This window comes from Paenibacillus methanolicus (assembly GCF_008124765.1).
Taxonomy (GTDB): Bacteria; Bacillota; Bacilli; order Paenibacillales; family Paenibacillaceae; genus Paenibacillus_Z; species Paenibacillus_Z methanolicus.
This window is the reverse complement of the sequence record NZ_VNHS01000014.1, coordinates 1-17116: the sequence shown is the minus strand read 5'-3', so window position 1 is coordinate 17116 and position 17116 is coordinate 1. Positions and strand designations below refer to the sequence as shown.

General features: G+C 55.4%; 13 protein-coding genes. 7 read left to right on the top strand and 6 right to left on the bottom strand.

Going from position 1 to position 17116, the window contains the following annotated elements:
- The first annotated feature begins 82 nt into the window (after nucleotides 1-82).
- Both BCM02_RS30360 and BCM02_RS30355 read left to right on the top strand, forming a co-directional pair.
- Nucleotides 83-1369 carry a glycoside hydrolase family 125 protein gene (locus BCM02_RS30360; protein WP_148932889.1) on the top strand — a complete coding sequence of 429 codons (1287 nt, stop codon included), beginning with the start codon at nucleotides 83-85 and terminating at the stop codon, nucleotides 1367-1369.
- A gap of 13 nt (nucleotides 1370-1382) precedes the next feature.
- Entirely contained in the window at nucleotides 1383-4319 is a 2937-nt protein-coding gene (locus BCM02_RS30355) for an alpha-mannosidase (RefSeq protein ID WP_148932888.1), read from the top strand.
- An 83-nt stretch (nucleotides 4320-4402) separates the two neighbouring features.
- Here BCM02_RS30355 and BCM02_RS30350 read toward each other — a convergent pair whose 3' ends face one another.
- The 3 genes from BCM02_RS30350 to purM all read right to left on the bottom strand — a co-directional run bounded on the left by BCM02_RS30350 (nucleotide 4403) and on the right by purM (nucleotide 7478).
- Nucleotides 4403-4897, bottom strand: a complete 495-nt coding sequence (locus BCM02_RS30350) for a BsuPI-related putative proteinase inhibitor (RefSeq protein ID WP_148932887.1) — start codon at nucleotides 4895-4897, stop codon at nucleotides 4403-4405.
- 381 nt (nucleotides 4898-5278) lie between these two features.
- Complete coding sequence (locus tag BCM02_RS30345) at nucleotides 5279-6241, bottom strand: cation diffusion facilitator family transporter (RefSeq protein WP_148932886.1); 963 nt, start codon at nucleotides 6239-6241, stop codon at nucleotides 5279-5281.
- Between the two features lie 187 nt (nucleotides 6242-6428).
- A complete protein-coding gene (purM, locus tag BCM02_RS30340; RefSeq protein WP_148932885.1) occupies nucleotides 6429-7478 on the bottom strand; it encodes a phosphoribosylformylglycinamidine cyclo-ligase in 1050 nt (349 codons plus the stop codon).
- Nucleotides 7479-7632: 154 nt separating this feature from the next.
- Between purM and pdxR the strand changes: the two genes are divergently transcribed.
- Entirely contained in the window at nucleotides 7633-9168 is a 1536-nt protein-coding gene (gene pdxR, locus BCM02_RS30335) for a MocR-like pyridoxine biosynthesis transcription factor PdxR (RefSeq protein ID WP_148932884.1), read from the top strand.
- 27 nt (nucleotides 9169-9195) lie between these two features.
- Here pdxR and BCM02_RS30330 read toward each other — a convergent pair whose 3' ends face one another.
- On the bottom strand, nucleotides 9196-9678 hold the full coding sequence (locus tag BCM02_RS30330; RefSeq protein ID WP_148932883.1) for a CBO0543 family protein: 483 nt from the start codon (nucleotides 9676-9678) through the stop codon (nucleotides 9196-9198).
- 183 nt (nucleotides 9679-9861) lie between these two features.
- A complete protein-coding gene (locus BCM02_RS30325; RefSeq protein ID WP_148932882.1) occupies nucleotides 9862-10350 on the bottom strand; it encodes a helix-turn-helix domain-containing protein in 489 nt (162 codons plus the stop codon).
- 266 nt (nucleotides 10351-10616) lie between these two features.
- On the opposite strand from BCM02_RS30325, the gene BCM02_RS30320 reads away from it, so the two are divergent.
- The 4 genes from BCM02_RS30320 to BCM02_RS30305 all read left to right on the top strand — a co-directional run bounded on the left by BCM02_RS30320 (nucleotide 10617) and on the right by BCM02_RS30305 (nucleotide 14526).
- Nucleotides 10617-11282 carry a TetR/AcrR family transcriptional regulator gene (locus BCM02_RS30320; protein ID WP_148932881.1) on the top strand — a complete coding sequence of 222 codons (666 nt, stop codon included), beginning with the start codon at nucleotides 10617-10619 and terminating at the stop codon, nucleotides 11280-11282.
- Between the two features lie 121 nt (nucleotides 11283-11403).
- The gene (locus BCM02_RS30315; protein ID WP_246183623.1) at nucleotides 11404-12081 is read left to right on the top strand and encodes a pentapeptide repeat-containing protein; all 678 of its coding nucleotides are present in this window, start codon (nucleotides 11404-11406) and stop codon (nucleotides 12079-12081) included.
- A 69-nt stretch (nucleotides 12082-12150) separates the two neighbouring features.
- A complete protein-coding gene (locus tag BCM02_RS30310) occupies nucleotides 12151-13380 on the top strand; it encodes a serine hydrolase domain-containing protein (RefSeq protein WP_148933023.1) in 1230 nt (409 codons plus the stop codon).
- A gap of 459 nt (nucleotides 13381-13839) precedes the next feature.
- Complete coding sequence (locus BCM02_RS30305; protein ID WP_187434491.1) at nucleotides 13840-14526, top strand: AlkZ-related protein; 687 nt, start codon at nucleotides 13840-13842, stop codon at nucleotides 14524-14526.
- A gap of 272 nt (nucleotides 14527-14798) precedes the next feature.
- On the opposite strand, the gene BCM02_RS30300 is transcribed toward BCM02_RS30305, so the two are convergent.
- Nucleotides 14799-16928, bottom strand: coding sequence for a hypothetical protein (locus BCM02_RS30300; protein ID WP_148932880.1), 2130 nt, complete (start codon nucleotides 16926-16928; stop codon nucleotides 14799-14801).
- Nucleotides 16929-17116 lie beyond the last annotated feature (188 nt).

Here is a 17116-nt window from a genome sequence, read left to right as displayed (position 1 = left end):
TCAATCATCGACCGCTTGCGGGAGCCGACCGGCCTTCGTGCCGTCCGCTGCTCCTCCGGCGGCTGGAGAGGAAGTTAACCGCATGACCATTCCATTGCCCGCTTCGATCGCGAAGCAGCTGGACGCCGCGCGCGTCTCGCTCGCCCATCGGCCGAAGCTGCTCGAGCTATACGCCAATTGTTTTCCGAATACGCTCCAGACGACGACCAAACTGCTCGATGACGGCACGAGCTTCGTCTTCACCGGGGACATCCCCGCCATGTGGCTGCGCGATTCCAGCGCGCAGGTGCGGCAGTACCTGCCTTTCGCCCGCGAGGACGCCGATCTGCGCCGCATCGTGGAAGGCTTGATCGAACGCCAATTTCTGTACATCGGCATGGACCCTTACGCGAACGCATTCAACGAAGAGCCCAATGGCAAGCGTTGGGACGAGGATCTCGCCGAGACGAATCCGTGGGTATGGGAGCGCAAATTCGAACTCGACTCGCTCTGCTACCCGATCCAGCTGAGCTATCTGTACTGGAAGGAGACCGGCAGCGACGCCGTGTTCCGCGGCAGCTTCGACCGGAGCATCCGCGCCATTCTCCGCCTGATGGAGACCGAGCAATATCATATGGAGAAGTCGGACTACCGCTTCTCGCGGACGAACTGTCCGGCGCAGGACACGCTGCGCAACCAGGGACGCGGGATGCCCGTCGGCTACACCGGCATGGTGTGGAGCGGCTTCCGGCCGAGCGACGACGCGTGCACGTTCGGCTACCATATCCCGTCGAACATGTTCGCCGCCGTCGTGCTCGGCTACGTCCGCGAGATTGCGGAGACCGTGATGGAGGACGCGTATTTGGCCGCTTGGGCCGCGCGCCTCGAGGATGACATCCGCTACGGCATCGAGACGTACTGCGTGTACCGTCATCCGGTTCACGGCCCGATGTACGCCTACGAAACCGACGGGTACGGCCACTACGCCCTCATGGACGACGCGAACGTGCCGAGCCTGCTCGCGATACCGTATCTCGGGTATACGGATGCTTCGAATCCGGTGTACCTGAATACGCGCCGGTTTATTTTGAGCCCGGACAATCCTTACTTCTACCGGGGCACGGCCGCGGAAGGCATCGGCAGTCCGCACACGCCGCCCCGTTATATTTGGCCGATCAGCCTGACGATGCAAGCCCTCACGTCCACGTCCGACGAGGAAGTCGGCCGCATCGTCGCCATGCTGGAGCGGACGGACGCCGGCACCGGCTTCATGCACGAAGGCCTCCACGTCGACGATCCGGCGCAGTTCACGCGGCCATGGTTCGCGTGGGCGAATAGTTTGTTCAGCGAGTTAATTACGGGGCTCATGAAAGACGGGAAGCTCGGTTAAGGAGGAACAACCCATGACAGCACAACGCACGACCGCCCATTTGATCTCCCACACCCACTGGGACCGGGAATGGTATATGTCCTACGAGCGGCATCATGTCCGCCTCATCGAACTGATGGACACGCTGCTCGACACGTTCGACCTCGATCCGGATTACCGCACCTTCTTCCTGGACGGCCAGACGATCATCCTCGACGATTATTTGCAGGTACGCCCCGAGCGGGCCGAGCAGCTGGCGCGCCATATTCGGGAAGGCCGGCTCATCATCGGGCCTTGGTATATTTTGCAGGATGAGTTCCTGACGAGCAGCGAGGCGAACGTCCGCAATTTGCAGATCGGCCATCAGGATGCGGCCCGCTACGGTTCCGTCGTCGCCAAAATCGGCTACTTCCCCGACTCCTTCGGCAACATCGGCCAAGCGCCGCAGCTGTTCGCCCAAGCCGGGATCGACAACGCCTTCTTCGGCCGCGGCGTCAAGCCGACCGGGTTCAACAACCAGGTGAGCGAGAGCGCCAGCTTCGAGTCTCCTTATTCCGAAATGATGTGGCAGGCCCCCGACGGCTCGAGCGTCCTCGGCATCCTGTTCGCCAACTGGTACAACAACGGCATGGAAGCGCCCGTGGATCCGGAGGAAGCGCGCAGCTATTGGGCCAAAAGGCTCGCGGACGCGCGGCGCTTCGCCTCCACCCCGTATCTGCTGTTCATGAACGGGTGCGACCATCAGCCGGTGCAGACCGATCTGCCGGCGGCGCTCGAGACGGCCCGCGCCCTGCATCCGGACGTGGACTTCGTGCACGGCACGTTCGAGGACTACTTGCGCGCGGTGCGGGAATCGCTGCCGGACGACCTCGTCACGATCCAAGGCGAGCTGCGCAGCCAGCGTACCGACGGGTGGGGCACGCTCGTCAACACAGCTTCTTCGCGCATCTACCTGAAGCAGCAGAACCAGCACGGCCAAGCGCTGCTCGAGCGCGGCGCCGAGCCGCTGGCCGCGTTCGCCAAGCTCGGCGCAGGCAGGGCGTATCCGCACCATCTGCTCACGTATGCGTGGAAGACGCTTATGCAGAACCACCCGCACGACAGCATCTGCGGCTGCAGCGTCGACGAGGTGCACCGCGAGATGTCGACCCGCTTCGCCAAGAGCGCCGAAGTCGCCGGGGCGATTATCGACGACAGCTTGGCGGCGATCGCGTCCGCCATCGATACCGCGAGCGTCCCGGTTTGGGCGGATGGCGGCGCGGCGATCACCGTGTTCAACACGTCCGGCTGGTCCCGCAGCGGCGTCATGGAGCGGGAGCTGGAGGTGGCGCGCATCTATTTCGGCGTCAACCCTTCGCTGCCGGACATCATCGCCGAGCTTGCGGCGCTGCCCGTTCGGATCGAAGGCAGCCGGCTGCTCGACGAACAAGGCGGCGTCATCCCTGCGCGGGTCGAGGATCTCGGCGTGCATTTCGGCTACGAGCTGCCTCGCGACCGTTTCCGCCAGCCTTACATGGCGCGCACAATCCGGGTCGTCTTCGAGGCGGTCGACGTCCCGGCGCTCGGGTACCGGACCTATGCGTGGGAGCCGGGGGCGGAGGGTACGCCTAACGCCACGCCGGGGACGGAAGTTGAACGCGAAGCAGGGCTCGATCGCGAAAGCGCACCGCTAGCGGCAGGCGCGGCAGGCGACCGCGCAACCGGGCAGTTTGCGGTTAACGAAATTAGCGTGCGCGAGGGCGTCCCCCTGGCGTCAGCGCTGCTTGCAGCCTCAGCTAACGCAGGCGATGCCGACGCAGCTGCCCCTTCCCGCTCCCTGCTCAACGGCCCTCGCGGCATGGCCAACGACTATGTCTCGGTCACCGTGCGCGAGGACGGCTCGTTCGACCTGATCGACCGGGCCTCCGGCCAGACCTATGCCGGACTCGGCATCTACGAGGATTGCGGCGATATCGGCAACGAATATGTCTTCCGCCAGCCGGACGGCGAAGTGCCGCTTACGACGGCCGGGCACGCGGCGAGCATCCGGATCATCGAGGATGTACCCTACCGCGCCGTATTCGAGATTGTACATGAGTGGGCATTGCCGCGAGGCGCCGAAGCGGCGTTCGAAGCGGAGAAGCGCAAGCTGATCTACGTCCCCGAGCGCGCGTCCCGGCGGGCGGACGAGGCGGTCGCCTGCCGCATCGCGACGCGCCTCTCGCTCGAGGCGCACGGACGCGGCGTCCGCATCCAGAGCGAAATCGTTAACGAAGCGAAGGACCATCGCATCCGCATGCTATTCCCGGCGGGTATCCAGGCCGGCCATCACTGGGCCGACTCGATCTTCGAAGTCGCCCGTCGCGACACGGAGCCCGCCGAGGAGTGGATCAACCCGAGCAACTGCCAGCATATGCAGACGTTCGCCAGCGTCGCCGATGAATATCGCGGGTTGACCGTAGCCGGCAAAGGGCTGCACGAGTACGAGGTACTGCGGGACGGCCAAGGTACGATCGCGCTGACGCTGCTCCGCTCGGTCTCCGAGCTCGGCGACTGGGGCGATTTCCCGACGCCCGAAGCGCAGTGCCTCGGCGTTCAGACCGCCGAGTTGGCCGTCTTCCCGCATGTTGGCGGGCCGGTAGAGTCGGGCGCGTACGCCGAGGCGTACAACCTGCAGACGCCCTGGTTCACGGCCCAGCCCGCGCTTCGCCAATCCGGCGCGCTCCCGCCCATCCGCCAATGGGTGGCATGGGAAGGCGCGGCGCTCGCGCTGACCAGCGTAAAGCTGGCCGCCGGCAACGACGACCTCATGCTCCGCTGGGCGAATCTATCCGCGGGACCGACGTCGCTATCGGTTGCGCCTTCGTTCGCGACGCGGCGCGCGTTTGCCAGCAACATTTTGGAGGAACGCCTTACGCCGCTTGAAGGCGAGACGGCCGCCGCGCTGCCGGTCGGCCCGGCCAAGATCGTGACGCTTGCCATTGAATACTAAAAAACGCGAGACTCCCTGATATAATCATGGGGTCTCGCGTTTTCTCTTTTACCGCATTAATTATCCGCCGCTACTTAACTTATCTATTCCACCGTAACGTTGACCGGCTCCGACCGGACCTCCACCGTCTGCCCCGTGCCTCCGTTCTTCACCCGGTATTTGGCCAAAGCCACGATTTCATAACGGCCCGCCGCAAGCGTCAGCTCGTCCAGCCGAGGGAGCACGTGCTCCTCCGAGTCGAAACTGTACGTTTCTCCGGGATTCAGCGTGACGTTATAGCCGATCATATTGATGATCTGCTCGCCATTATATACTTGAACAGTCTTCCCTTGCTCATCCGCCACCTCGAACGTGAACAAGTCCGCGCCATGATCAATTTTCCGTGACTGCTTGTCTCTATTGGTCAACGTCCCCTGCACGCGGAACGGTTCACCCGCACGAATCGATTCCGGCACCTCGATCCCGACCGCGATGCCCCCGGCCTCCGGCTCCTTCCCGTCCGAACGCGAACAGCCGACGACGATGACGACGGCCAGCAGTAATAGCGCGGCAGCCAAGGGAAACGACAATCTCTTCATCCGATGCCCCTCCTTCATCTCAACATTACACGCTCTCTGATTCATCATCTTAACTAACTCACTACCAACAACCCATATTCTACCATAAATTGCGCTATCACACCCGGTACCCAGTAAGGTTGCGAACCCGCACGCAACGCGGTCAGACCAACAGCAGGCTCTTGCGAAGCGCAACCTTCTCCCGGCGAGGTAGCGATCAACGCCGTTATTCACGTATGCCGCTCGTTTCATGCCGGAGTTAATCATTCTTGTAGGTAAACCAAAAAGGAGGGCAAGCCGCAAGCGGCCTGCCCTCCACGATTTCGACGCTGCCTGCGCGTCACCCTAAATCCCCTATGCTTGGTATATCGCCATAAGCTCGGCGCGGAGGACGAACGTCTCTCACTCGCGCCCGCGTCTTGCCGCGCGATCCCGCTCCGGCGCGCCCTCTGTCTGCTCATCCGCATACCACGGATTCAAATGGACCAGCACTTCTTCGATCCCTTCCATTTGCGACGCTATCGCCTTCTTGATCGCCCGCGACACATCGTGTCCCTGCTGCACGCTCAGCTGCGCCGGGATGCCGACGCGGACGTCGACGATCATGTAATGGCCGTGCTCCCGCGCCCGGATGCGGTCGATCCGCTTCACTTCCGGCACGCCCAACACCAGCTGCGTTATTTCCTCCAGCGTCTCCGAGCTGACGTTCTTCTCCATGAGCACGTCGATCGAGGTCCGGCCCATGTGAATCGCCAGCCGTATGACGAAATACGCGACGACGATGCCGGCGAGCGGATCGCCGTACATGAGCCACCGAATGCCGTAATAATCGCCCGCGAGCGCCATGCTGATGCCCAGCACCGCCGCCAGCGACGCGTAGACGTCGGCCAGGTGGTCGTATGCCGTCGCGATAAGTCCGCTGCTGTTCGTTTGGCGTCCGATCCGCATCGTGTACAAATACAACCACTGCTTCCAGACGAGCGAGATCGCCGCGGCGACCAGCACGAGCAGGCTGGCTTCTTGCGCGGGCTCCATCAGCGCCTGCACGGAATGGTAGCCCATGAACAATCCGGCCAGTATCAAGATAACGGCGACGATGCCCGCCCCGATGACTTCCGCCTTGCCATGGCCGTACGGGTGATCTTCGTCGGGCGGGCGCTTCGAGATCATCATCGAGATGAGCGCGGCCGCGGTCGCGCATACGTCCCCCGCGTTATGGATGCCGTCCGCCACGAGCACCTGACTGCCGAACAGCAGCCCCACGACCAGCTTCATGACCGTCAGCACGATGTTGCTGACCAAGCTGATCCAGATGGCGACGGTCGATTGCGTCTGCGCCTGCGTTTGCGCTTGCGATGATTCCATAATCGTTACGTTTGCCTCCTGCTTCTCTCTCTCGCGGAAAATGCCATCTCCCGCGACACTCGAACCATTATACAGAAGCGGTTTCGTGTGGGTCTAGAGAAACAGTGTTGCCCCCTCTTAGAACTGTTCGACCGGGGAAATAGAGTTTAGAGCGGCGAAGAGAGTTTGCCCCGGGCAACTCGTCCGCCTACCACTGCAGCTCGCCGACGAAGACCACGTCCTGGTTCCCGGCGACGATTTCGCCGACTTCGTACGCTTGGCACCCCGATGTCTTCAGATGCCCGATCAATGCCGAGACGCGCTTAGCTTCCATGACCACGACCAGACCGGCGCCCATATTGAACGTTTGCAGCATATCGTCCTCGGGCACGTTTCCGAAGCGCTGAATCACCCGGAATAGCGGATGGACTTCAAGTCGGCCGAGTTCGATGCGCGCCCGGGTCCCTTCCGGCAAAATCCGCTTCACGTTCCCTTCGATCCCGCCGCCGGTAATATGCGCCATTCCGTGAACGGCCGGATCGCCAAGCCAGTCCCGAAGCGGCCTGTAATAGCACGTATGCGGAAGCAGAATCGCATCGAGGAAACGCATGCCCCCGATCGTCTCCGCCATGATCTCCGGCCGGTCGGCCATCAGCCGGCGAACCAACGAGTAGCCGTTCGTGTGCAGACCGTTCGAGGCGAGCGCGACCACCTTGTCTCCCGGACGTATGCGGCTGCCGTCCACGATACGCGCGCGATCCGCCACCCCGAGAATGCTGGCGTTCAGCATATATTGGCCGGTCGCGAGCACGCCGGGCTGCTCCGACGTCTCGCCGCCGACGAGACTGCAATCTAGTCCTCGACACGCCGCCGCGAGATGCTCCACGATGGCCAGCACCGTTTCCTGCTCGATCCGCCCGCACAGAATCGTATCCAGCACGACCTCCGGCTTGGCCCCCATGACCACGATGTCGTTGACCAGGTGGTGAATGAGATCTTGGCAAATGCTCTCGATTCGGCCATGTTCGAACGCCAGCTGCTGCTTGGAGCCCGGCTCCTCCGACTTCAGCACGAGCACCGGATCCGCGACGCCGTCGAAGCGCGGCACGAATAACGAAGCGAAAGCGCCCCCACGATTCAATACGCGCGGATCAGGCGACGCCGTTAACGCCCCCATTTTGCCTTTAGCCCGCTCCGCGCCTCGTACATCAACGCCGGCTTCCTTATACGTATGCTTGCGGTCATTGCGATTGTCCATCGTATCCCCTCGCCTCTTCGCCTCTTTTAGAAAGCTGCCCATGCAGCTTTAAGGCTCATTATACGGAGAACGTGTCATTTTCAAATGGACAGAAAAGTTTTACACTTAATGACAGATTACGCACGGACTGCCCGCGCGAAAGGAGAGAACCCGCATGCTCATGCCGCCGCTGCTAGACACCAAAGACTCGAAGCCGGTCTACCTCTCCATCTATCGGTTCTATCGGGAACATATCCTTCTCGGCTTGCTGCCGCATGATGCGAAACTGCCTTCCATTCGCGCGCTTGCGCAGCATCTCGGCATCAGCCGCAATCCGGTCGAGACCGCATACGACCACCTGGTCTCGGAGGGCTACATCGCGAACAAGCCGAAGAGCGGCTATACGGTGGCGCCGGTTATGCCTATTCTGGGAGCGAACGAAACTGACGATTCTTCTCGGCAGCAGCTTGGTCCCGCCTCTCCTGCATCCGACAACAGGACGCCCGCAATAGCCGATGCCGCCGCAAACGATGCCCCTTTGTCCACGCGCGAACCCGCGCCGCACGACGCTCATCCGGACGCTGCTCCCTCTCTCGATTTTGCGCCTATCGATTTTGCCTATGACGCCGTACGGCAGGAAGACTTCCCGCTCCGCATATGGACCCGGCTGACCACGCGCGCGATGCGCGAAGCCGGCAGCGCTTTGTTCGGCTACGGCGACGCGCGAGGAGAACTCCGCCTCCGCCGGCTCATCCAGTCCTACGTCCGGCAGAACCGCGGCGTGCGCTGCGACCCGGAGCAAATCATCGTCACGGCCGGCACGCAGCAAGCCGCTATTCTGATCGCGCAGCTGCTCGAAGGCGATACGCGTCCGCTCGGCGTCGAAGCCGCCATGCATCCCGGCCTCTATCGCGTATTCGCGCGCCAGCGCCTTCGCCCGCAGCCGATCCCGCTCGACTCCGATGGCATTAGCTGCGATGCGCTTGAACGGAACGGAGAGCTGTGCGGCGTCTACCTGACGCCTTCGCATCAATTCCCCTATGGCGGCATCCTGCCGGCAGCCAAGCGCCTCCGGCTGCTTCAGTGGGCGTCCTCGCAGGAAGCTTGGTTGATCGAGGACGATTACGATAGCGAGTACGTCTACGACGGACGGCCGCTGCCGTCGCTGCAGGGAATGGACCGCTTCGGACGCGTCATCTACATGGGGACCTTTTCCAAAGCGCTCGTTCCCTCGCTACGGCTCAGCTATGTGGTGCTACCGCCATTCTTATTAGACCGCTATGAGCGCGATTTTGCGGATGTCGACCCAACCGTCTCGCGGTTAACGCAATTGACGATGGCGGCGTTCATGGAGGATGGGCATATGGAGCGGCATACGCGGAGGATGAAGCAGTGTTACATCGCGAGCCGCAGGACGCTTCTCGCGTCGGTCGAGCGTCATTTTCAGGGCAAAGCTGCCGTCACGGGTTCGGGATCCGGACTGCATCTGCTGCTCGCGTACGAGAACGGCTTACCAATAACGGAGCTGCTCGAACAAAGTCGCCGGGCAAGGATCGGACTTCGACCCGTGTCGGATTTTCATGCACAGGCGATCGGCGGCGGCAGCCCCTCTTCCTTCGACCCCTTCGTCCTTGGCTATGGGGGATTGACGGAAGCCGAGATCGAAGAAGGCATCTGGCGGCTGGGTCGGGCTTGGAGGAACGACGAATAGGAGATCGCAAGCGCGCCCCCTATCGATTTAAGCAAATGGAATATGAAATACGACCACCCAGAACAACACTGCCCCTATCGTGAATAGGTATGCCCATAAGGGCCGTTTATGGTGCAGCAGCATCATCGAGAACATCATCACGTTGAACAGCATCGACCACCCTAACGTCCAGCCGTGGCCATAATCCATGAAAGTCAGCGCCACGTAAACCCATTCGCCGATGACGAACGCGGCATACCACTTGAGCACGTACAACCCTTTCGCGTACAGACGGCTTTCGACAGGATAATGGGATAAGTACAAAAGCGCGGTCGCCGGCAAAAATATGAATGTATAGCCGTAATTCGTGAGCAGCTGATGATAAACCGGCCATTTCGGCACATAGGTCCATAAGACGTAGCGGGCGCACAGTCCCTGATAAAGCAAATCGCAGGCCGCGACATACAGCATCGTAGGCTGATACTCCCGCCAGCGGCGATAGGTTTTGTACCTCCAATTTAACCAAACCATGAAAGCCGCCATCCCCACATGCATGCTCGGAAAGCTCCTTTGCGTCAGGTAACGAACGACAACTAGTATGCGCAATTCCCGCCGCTTTACGCGCAAACGCGAATAGGACCCGGGACGAGACCTTGAAGGTCCGTTGGGCCATAACCGGTATTTTCGACGTCGTCTAAAAGTTAGGCCGGCGGCTCAATACTGAACGCCTTCGGCCTTGGCATTCCTCACCCACGCGACGAGCCGCTCATCCTTGCATTTGTTCAGCACCCGGTCCCCGATGCTCATGAACGTCATCAGCTCCTGCTGCGTCAACATCGAGAAGTCGATCGGGAAATCCTCTTTCGCCTTCACGTACGCGGCCAAGTCCAAGTACTTCTGCTTCCCGGCCGGCGTAATCGTCACGTATTTGTTCTTCGATTGCGTGCGATCATAACTCATGACGAGCCATCCGCGTTCCAGCAGCGTCTTGAGGAGCCTCGTCACCGTCGAGATATGCCAGCTGCCGAGCTGGCTGATTTGGGACACCGTCAGAGCTCCCTGCTGCGTCGACAAAATGAACAGAATCATTTGCTGCGCGGGCGTGACGCCGAACTTCTTCCCCATCTCTTCCCATTCTTCTTCCACATACGCATAGAGCGCGCGAATCATCAGCAGAAACTGCTGCCGTGCAAGTAAGTCCACTTCGCCACCTCATTTGTAACGCCAACTGTTGCTTACATTGTGACCGAACCCGAACGTTTCTATTCGAGCGGCAATCGAGCTTCACGCCAAATAGGAGTTGCCCCATAACTTACCCCGGAGACAGCAGGTACTCGCATACCACCGGCAAACGAAAAACAACCTCGAAATCGCCTTTCTGCAATTCAGGCTAAACAAGGGGTTGACATCAAAAGACGGGTCGGATATATTAAATACATACCAACCGAACGTATGAAAGTGGAGGACGAATGGCGAGAAATAAATATCCGGAAGAAACGATTAACCAAATCCTGACCGTGTCGTTACATCTGTTTGTCCAAAAAGGCTACGAGCAGACGTCCATTCAGGATATCATCAACGGGCTGGGGGGGCTGACCAAAGGAGCGTTATATCATCACTTCAAGTCGAAGGAAGAGATCATGCAGGCCGTTATCGAACATCTGTTCAAAGATGTCGACGAGATGCTTTCCGGGATCCGGGACGACAACGAGCTAAGCGGTCTGGAGAAGCTTCAAAAGATCTCCCGCGTCTCTCTCGGCAATCCCGCCCAAGACGAAATGGCATCGGTGGCACCGAACCTATTACGCAATCCGAAGCTGCTGGCGGCTCAGATCGAGCATATGATCGAGAAAGCCGTACCCGTCTATATCCAACCCATCATCGAACAAGGCATGAGAGACGGTTCAATCCGTACCGACTATCCGAGGGAGCTTAGCGAAGTGTTGTTGGTTCTAACCAACCTGTGGCTAAACCCGGCAGTTATCCAAACATCGCCGGAGATGATGCTGCGCAAGGTAAGGTTGTTCGATGACATACTGAAAGGCCTGGGGCTTGACCTATTCGATGAGCATATGTTCCAACGATACGAGGAGCTTTTTCGTTTATCAGCCAGAGAAGTCAACAGCGAGAACTAAACTGCCGAAAGGCAGTATATTTTCACAATAATACATACCATCGGTCGGTATGTATTCGTAATCCATGTCCAAGACGGCCGTTATCGAAAAAGAAACCCCATTATAAGGAGATGTGAATGTAATGAATCCAAAAATGACCATGAACCCCCGTTTGCCTGAACGGCAAGTCGTAACCAACTTTAGCGCAAGCAACCTGGCGAACAGCGATTTTGCAGACGTTACGGCCCATAAAGGACAGTTTAAAAGCAGCTCGTTGCATGGCGCCGACTTCTCGGGCGCGGATTTAAGCGGCAGTACGTTCAGGGGCAGCGATGTACGCGAAGCCAATTTTGACGGCGCGAATCTGACGGACTGCAGCCTATCCACGCTTGACCTGACGAACGCAAGCTTCACTAACACGACCCTTGTACGAACCGATTTGAGCAAATCCAAGCTTGACGGAGCCACATTCACGGGCGTAAGACTAACCGACGTTACGTTGACGGTAACCGATCTTAGAAACGCGGTTTTTCAACGCTGCTTATTTGACGGGGTTGACTTCAAGCACTCCGATCTAAGCGGGAAGCGTTTCGACGGACAGACGTTTATCGGCGTCAAATTCGACAAAGCCGCATTAACCGACGCTTCGTTCAAAGGCGCTACTTTTAAAAATGTTTCTTTCCACCCGGGGTTTACGTTAACGAAAAAGTTCTACCGTATGATCAAAACCATTTGCTTTGACGGGGCAACCATGGATAAATTGACTTTCGCTTTGCTCAAAGGCATGGATGCCAATTTATCCAAGGTTACGGTCATTTAAGCGCGCTTGCTTACAATAGGGCCGATAAAAAACAAAAAACGAAAAGAGGGAAACGAAATGAAAACGACGATGGGGCAAAACAATAACGGCTTCTCCGAAAGAGGGCTGCGCAACATGCGCGACGTGCTGGCAAGGCATGTGGATTCCCGGAAGATTCCGGGACTCGTCGCCCTGATCAGCCGCGGCGGCGAGACGCACGTCGAAGCGATCGGCACGATGCGCCATGAGGGAGGCACACCGATGAGCCGGGACACGATCTTCCGGATGGCGTCCACGTCCAAGATGGTCGGAGCCGCGGCGGTGATGGTCCTGCTCGACGAATGCAAGCTGCATCTGGATGATCCGGTAGATCGATGGCTGCCCGAGCTCGCCAACCGGCAGGTGCTGAAGCGACCCGACGGCCCGCTGGACGAAACCGTGCCGGCGCGGAGGCCGATCACCGTGCGGGACCTGTTGAGCTCTACGTTCGGGCTCGGCGTGGATCTCACGTTGATGGGCTTCCCGATTCAGAATGCGATCTTCGAGAATGGTTTATTCGACACGCCAGGGCAGGCGTTGCCCGAACCCGATGAATGGATGCGCCGCCTCGGTACGCTTCCGCTGATTTACCAGCCCGGAGAACGGTGGCAATATCACATTAGCAACGAAGTGCTCGGCGTGCTCGTAGCAAGGGTCACGGGGCAAACATTCGAGACGTTTCTACGCGAACGCATCCTTGATCCGCTGGGGATGAAGGACACCGGCTTCTATGTGCCCGCGGGCAAGATCGACCGCCTGCCGCCCGCCTACATCCCCGATCCGCAGACCGGAGCGTTCACCGTATGGGACGAGGCCGAAGGCGGACGCTACACGGAGCCTCCGGCGTTCCAAGCAGGCGGCGGCGGGCTGCTCTCCACCGTCGACGACTATCACGCGTTTTTGCAGATGCTGCTGAATCAAGGGATGCACGGAACGGAGCGGATCCTGTCTCGCCCCGCCGTCCAGTTGATGACCACCAACCGCCTTACGCCTGAACAACAAGCTTTTCGAGAAGACTTGGCCAAAAACAACGTCCATTTATCGTTTGGCCAAGGTCAGCACGGAGGTTGGGGCTTCGGGATGGCGGTACGCACCTACCGCGGCGACTACGCTTCCATCGGTCAATTCGGCTGGGATGGCGGAAGCGGCACCTCGGCGTACGTCGACCCAGACCAACAGCTCAGCGGAATCCTTCTCACCCAGGTCGGGATGTCCACGCCGGATTCGGCGCATCTGATCCACGATTTTTGGACGATGGTCTATCAGGCAATCGAAGACTAATACCGTGCCCGCGCCGTGAAGACCATCGGTGGAGACGATCGCTAACGGGTAACAAGGCGCTGTCCTTAAGAAGCTCCTTGTTACAACCATTTTACAAATTACGACATCCGCTCCGCCATCGTATCCTCCAGTTCGCTAAACGGCTTCGGCCAGGGACTACTGAAAATATTCCCCAATTCGTTCCTACTGCACGCATACTCCGCTAATCCCTTGGCGTTTACCCTCCACTCGACGGGCCATGGCCCATACAATCCTTTGTTATACTTGTCCAAGGTGTGGAGACCCACCGCGTTTAGCGTTTAGCGGGTGGTCTTTGCCCTTATGGGAGACGAATTCGGTCCTCCGTGCTTTCTTTGTGAAATCCCGCGAATTGGCATTATTAAAACTAGTATCTTCCTAATTTGTTTTATAATAATGTCATAATACTCTTTAGGAGGAAGCGGTTAGGAGGCACTGCGAATGATCCCAATAAAAGTCTCAACATATGAAGAGGCTGTTCAGCTAATTAATGAAGTGGGCATCTTGCCACTGGCACCACTTATTCCAAACCATCCCTCCCTTTACGAAATCACTTTTGGCGAGCAATGGTTAACGGGGAAGGAAACTGATCCTTGGCTTTGGCGAACACGACTTCCCAGTGACGGCGCAGCGGCTTACGGTAAGTTCATTAAGAAAAAACCAGTCCTCATTTCACGCGAATTGTTCCCATTGGTTAAAGTCATTCTAGGAAGCAATATATCTATTGAAGTTCGTTATCAACAAGGTCTGGTTTCTAAGGATGCATTAGTGCTTTATCGACAAATCAGAGAGGAAGAAGGCATCGAAACGAGGTCATTACGATTAAAATCGAGCATGCATGGTAAAGAAATGAAGAAGACATTCGAACGGTCCCTTTTGGACTTGCAAGAAACGATGGATATTGTTATTTCTGGCGCCAAAGAAAGCAGGATTATTCTAGATGTGAATAGCGCGTGGAAGAGTACTTCATTCGAGTCAACCGACCATTGGATGGAGAACGTCGGCATCCTCCATTCTGATATTCGCGTGGAGCTTGCTAAGAAGGAACTGAAGAACTGCTTAATAGGTAAATGCAGTGTTGAGGCATTGGGATTCCTCAATACATTATTCCAACTTGATAGGGGTTAACTTTCGAAACATGAACACAAAAAAGTCCCGATTAATTTCGGGACTTCTTGTTCGATTCATATTCGGTTCCAAACTTTAATGTCACTGAACATTCAACTACTACTACTCTACTCCTCTGTCGGGTGAAATAAAACTGTGGAACCAATTTCGTTGATTTTACAAGGTTTTTCGGGGGGCGTGATAAACTCCCGAAAAATAAAGTCTGGAACCACCAAAATTTCGCTTCAAAATAAAGTTGGAAACCAATTATCTAAGAAGATTTAAATTTCGTCTCATGATTGCGAGCCCCAATATTCTAGACCTGCCCAAAACTCCGGTTTTTTCCACTTTTCGACTTTCATTAATTCTCGTTGACCCTTAATAAGGGACTCAGCGATGCTCTGTCCTCCCTTTGTTGTAATATTATTTAATAAAAGATCAAGTATTTCAAATGAGGCTTGGGCATTAACATCCCATCGGCACAACACTACACCAGAAAATTCATATGATAAAATATTATTAAGAACACCCGTACTTGACTCAATTTGTTCCTCATAATTTGAGCCAGCACTACATGATATTAATACAATATTATCTGTAAACTCCTCCAGTTTCTCAAAGTCTTCTCCCCAAATTGTATGGGCTTGACCTTGGATACCGACAGCACCGCTCAACATCCCTGCGTTTCTATCTGAGATGCCATGTCCAATAACAATAACAGTAGACGGAAGTTCTTCTTCACAAAGTAAGGAAAGCTTATCAAATTCATCCGCTTGTCCAGCAAGCTCCAAATGTATTATTTGTGGGTTAGTTACCCACGTTTTTATCTTCCTCCTTGCTATTCCGATTGCTTTATCATTCGCAGAACCTAAGGTTGCAATTACAACTTTGGTCCTTTCGGTATTCGCTACTTTGGGAATTACTACCTGCGATAAATCAAGAACGTTACTTACACCTCTTACCTTGTTTATCAACCATTCGCCTCTGTCTCTTAATAAACCTAGGGAGAACAATGGGAGTGAAAGATCCGGAGAGATATACAAAGTTATTTCTGACATTTCTATATTCATCGATGATATGAAGTTCTTCAGAGGCTCTAACAACGGTCTGGACAATTCTTCTGTAATTTCCCCGTAAAAGTCCGCTTCCTTCTCTTTGTGAAATTCCCCACCTTGCAGCATACTCCCTAATAATTTGGTTGTTTCTCTATATTTTGTAGCATTCAGCATTAGGTATTCTACGTTTATGCTAGTGTTATTCACAATTAAAACGATTATTCCGAATTTTAACACTGCATACTGAACAAAGACACTTCGTTCATCTAGTTTGGTGTGTAACTCATCAATTCTTGCATCAATCTTAGATAATGAGCGGTAATACGGATGACACTTCTTTAACTCTGCTAGCATCTCATTCTGTTGACGAACTAGTTCTTGCTTTTCCTTCGAATGCTCTAACAAAAGAATTTCATCATAAATACGCTTAAAAGATTTCTCCAACTCCTTCAACTCAGGTGTCAACCTTGAATCACTTACTCGAGTTTCGAGAACTGACCTAGGGCTAATAAAGGTAAATACCTTAAGAATTTCCTTTAAAGCAGATTGCTTCTCTTCCATAGAAAATCCTACTGTTTTATTTATCAATACAAGTATTTCGAGATAATCAAGCAATACACTTCGGTGAAAATCCGAAAAATTTGCACGCTCCCCTTTATGAAAGAGACCGCTTCGCCTTGCATCCATAATCTGCACTGCTTCTTCTAATAGACGACGAGCAAGATGGAATTTATTGGCAGATTCGCCTACTTCAGAGCCAATCAAAATTTGAGACCAAGACTGCAAGCAACGAGTCAGCATGTCCTTCCTTACATACAAATGTGGAATCACCATTTCAGAGTATTTAGTAATTAGTTCAGACGCCTCTTCAGAACGGTTTGTCTTGATGCATGCCATAATATAGTTCGAAAGATTAATCGCCCAATTTGTATCTACTTCAGTAGGTAAGACATTAATGATGGGATTGAGTAACTCATATAATTTATCAAAATCATTATTTAAAACAGCAGAACGAATTGAGACATGCTGTGAATCTATCCTATCCGAAAACCTCTCGAATAAATCAAGAATATCTTGTTTCTGCGCAGGTGATATAACAACTCCCTCATCCAAAATAATACGGTAGATCATATTCATGCCGTCTTCCACAAATGCCCCTATCTCCCCAGTTCTCCTTGCCAATCCCATTCCTACAATGATGGAAAAAACACCTTCTGTACTGTTTCCAATTCTGAATTGGGTATTTCCCCAGGCAAAGAAAGCAAGCATTCTTGCGATATGATTGATTGGTTCTGAAATAACTCTTGCGACTTCAAATAAGGTTAATGAGTGATTTAGAGCCTCTTGGTCCTTTCCCATTGCCCCCAAAAATAAGGCAGCCTCATATCTTATCCAGACTTGGTTTTCTATATCACCAGACATTTCAGAACAAATAAGACACCCTTCAACAATCTCAAGAAGTATAATGCTACATAGAAACTAGACAGCAAAAAGGAGTATCTTAGTTGTATGAAGCCGACAAGAAGAACGTTTACTCCCGAGGAAAAAGCGCGTCT

What these genes read in the sequence shown, in the direction of transcription:
- pdxR (WP_148932884.1), top strand. Translation starts at nt 7,633, where the DNA reads ATGCTCATGCCGCCGCTGCTAGACACCAAAGACTCGAAGCCGGTCTAC.
- BCM02_RS30360 (WP_148932889.1), top strand. Translation starts at nt 83, where the DNA reads ATGACCATTCCATTGCCCGCTTCGATCGCGAAGCAGCTGGACGCCGCG.
- BCM02_RS30315 (WP_246183623.1), top strand. Translation starts at nt 11,404, where the DNA reads ATGAATCCAAAAATGACCATGAACCCCCGTTTGCCTGAACGGCAAGTC.
- BCM02_RS30305 (WP_187434491.1), top strand. Translation starts at nt 13,840, where the DNA reads ATGATCCCAATAAAAGTCTCAACATATGAAGAGGCTGTTCAGCTAATT.
- BCM02_RS30345 (WP_148932886.1), bottom strand. Translation starts at nt 6,241, where the DNA reads ATGGAATCATCGCAAGCGCAAACGCAGGCGCAGACGCAATCGACCGTC.
- BCM02_RS30355 (WP_148932888.1), top strand. Translation starts at nt 1,383, where the DNA reads ATGACAGCACAACGCACGACCGCCCATTTGATCTCCCACACCCACTGG.
- BCM02_RS30310 (WP_148933023.1), top strand. Translation starts at nt 12,151, where the DNA reads ATGGGGCAAAACAATAACGGCTTCTCCGAAAGAGGGCTGCGCAACATG.
- purM (WP_148932885.1), bottom strand. Translation starts at nt 7,478, where the DNA reads ATGGACAATCGCAATGACCGCAAGCATACGTATAAGGAAGCCGGCGTT.
- BCM02_RS30330 (WP_148932883.1), bottom strand. Translation starts at nt 9,678, where the DNA reads ATGGTTTGGTTAAATTGGAGGTACAAAACCTATCGCCGCTGGCGGGAG.
- BCM02_RS30320 (WP_148932881.1), top strand. Translation starts at nt 10,617, where the DNA reads ATGGCGAGAAATAAATATCCGGAAGAAACGATTAACCAAATCCTGACC.
- BCM02_RS30350 (WP_148932887.1), bottom strand. Translation starts at nt 4,897, where the DNA reads ATGAAGAGATTGTCGTTTCCCTTGGCTGCCGCGCTATTACTGCTGGCC.